The organism is Pseudomonas viridiflava, assembly GCF_001642795.1.
Lineage (GTDB): Bacteria > Pseudomonadota > Gammaproteobacteria > Pseudomonadales > Pseudomonadaceae > Aquipseudomonas > Aquipseudomonas viridiflava.
Genome location: NZ_LKEH01000042.1, coordinates 1 through 1,595 on the forward strand (window position 1 = coordinate 1; position 1,595 = coordinate 1,595).

2 protein-coding genes are annotated in these 1,595 nt (G+C 65.0%); both read right to left on the reverse strand.

The window, feature by feature from the left end; all coding sequences use genetic code 11:
- The coding region (locus AO065_RS20360) for a class I SAM-dependent methyltransferase (RefSeq protein WP_476655279.1) at positions 1-900 on the reverse strand (900 nt) is incomplete at its 3' end.
- Positions 901-1,037: 137 nt separating this feature from the next.
- Positions 1,038-1,595: hypothetical protein (locus AO065_RS27215; RefSeq protein WP_063921083.1), on the reverse strand; the 558-nt coding region annotated here is incomplete at its 5' end.

Consider the following 1,595-nt stretch of genomic DNA (forward strand, 5'->3'; position numbering starts at 1 on the left):
GGTGCCGGCCACTCGGGCGAACGCACCGGTCGGCAGACGCACTGCGCCGATCAGGTCGGCCCGCTCGGCCATTTCCTTGCGCGCACGCGGATCTGCGGCGTCGGCGGTAAATGCCGACGAGATCACCGCGACGTACCCTCCGGGCGCGGTGAGGGCGAGGGACTTGTTGATGAAGTGGTTGTGGATCGAGAGGTTGCTCTTGTTGTGTGCGGGGTCGTGCAGGCGCAGCGCACCGAACGGGACGTTGCCCACGGTCGCGGTGAAGCTGTCCTCGGGTACGCGGGTGTGTTGGAAACCTTCGTTGCGGATCTGCGCGGACGGGTAGAGCGCCGCCGCGATTCGTGCGGTCACCCCGTCGAGTTCGACACCGACCATCGTCGCGGATTCCGGCGCGTGCCCGATGAACGTGCCTGCACCGCAACCCGGTTCGAGTACCCGTCCACCGCTGAAACCAGCGCGCTCGAGTGCATCCCACATCACCGAGACGATGGCCGGATCGGTGTAGTGGGCGTTGACGGTGGTGAAGCGAGCTTGATTCCACTGCTGACTGGTCAACAACGATTCCAGGCGTGAGCGGTCTTGCGCCCATTCCGTTTTCGAGGTGTCGAAGATGTTGGGGACAGCTCCCCACCCCGACCACTGAGCGATGATCTGCTGCTCTTCTGCGGTGGCGTAGCGCTGTTCGGAGTCGAGGACACCGAGCATTTCGATAGCGGCGATGTTCGCCCGTGCCCGCGCCTTCTCTCCGGACGGCGGCAGAACCTCGACCCCGGGGGCGAAATCAACCGGTTCGGGAAGGATTCGCGCGGCCGTTCCCGGTTGCGCCTCCTCCCCCGCTTCCGCGGAACCTAACGCTTCCGAGACCTCGACGGCAGTGGTCTCAATCACCGTCTCCGCCACCAACTCCACCTCGGCGAGACTCGGTGTGGGTTGAGCTTCTGCGGCCGTCAGAGGCAGCGGTGTACCCCCAGGATCGACGGCTGCGGGATCGACAGGACTGGCGCCGGCCTCGTCGAAGAGCCCGAGCTGGCTCTGCTCTACTTCCGCTCGACGAGTGCGCCGGGGCCGTCGAGCGGCTGGCCGTCCTCGACCATTGCCTCTTCGAGCTGGCTGATGAACGACGGAAGTAGCGGGTCGCTGCTGCTCGTCGGGATCTGCTGCCCATCCTCCGAGAGTGTCTGCATCAAATAGGCCGCCATCACCCGGTAGAGCGTCGAACGGGTCGGGAACAGTTGATCGGTCAGTTCCTCGAACGCTTTCAGCGGTTCGCTCCGAACCAGCGCCTTGCGCCACCGCTGCGGATCGTTGCGATTCTGCTCGGCCGACTTCTCGGGTACGTTCCCGCTGTCCGCCTCCTCCGGGAACGGATCCAGAGCTTCCGGGATCTGCTCGTAGAGCATCTCTTGTAGAACCTGGGCGGTGATCTGCGCTCGGGCCGTTTCGATCAATGCCAGCTTCGTCGGAAAGTCCGGCTCCCGGCCGTGCTCGCTCTTGAAGCTCGCCACCAACGGTCCCTGCGCCGTCCCCATCGACAGTTCGATCTGCGCCGATATTTCCGCGGTCCGCTCCTGCAGGAACTCCTGCTTCTCCGACTC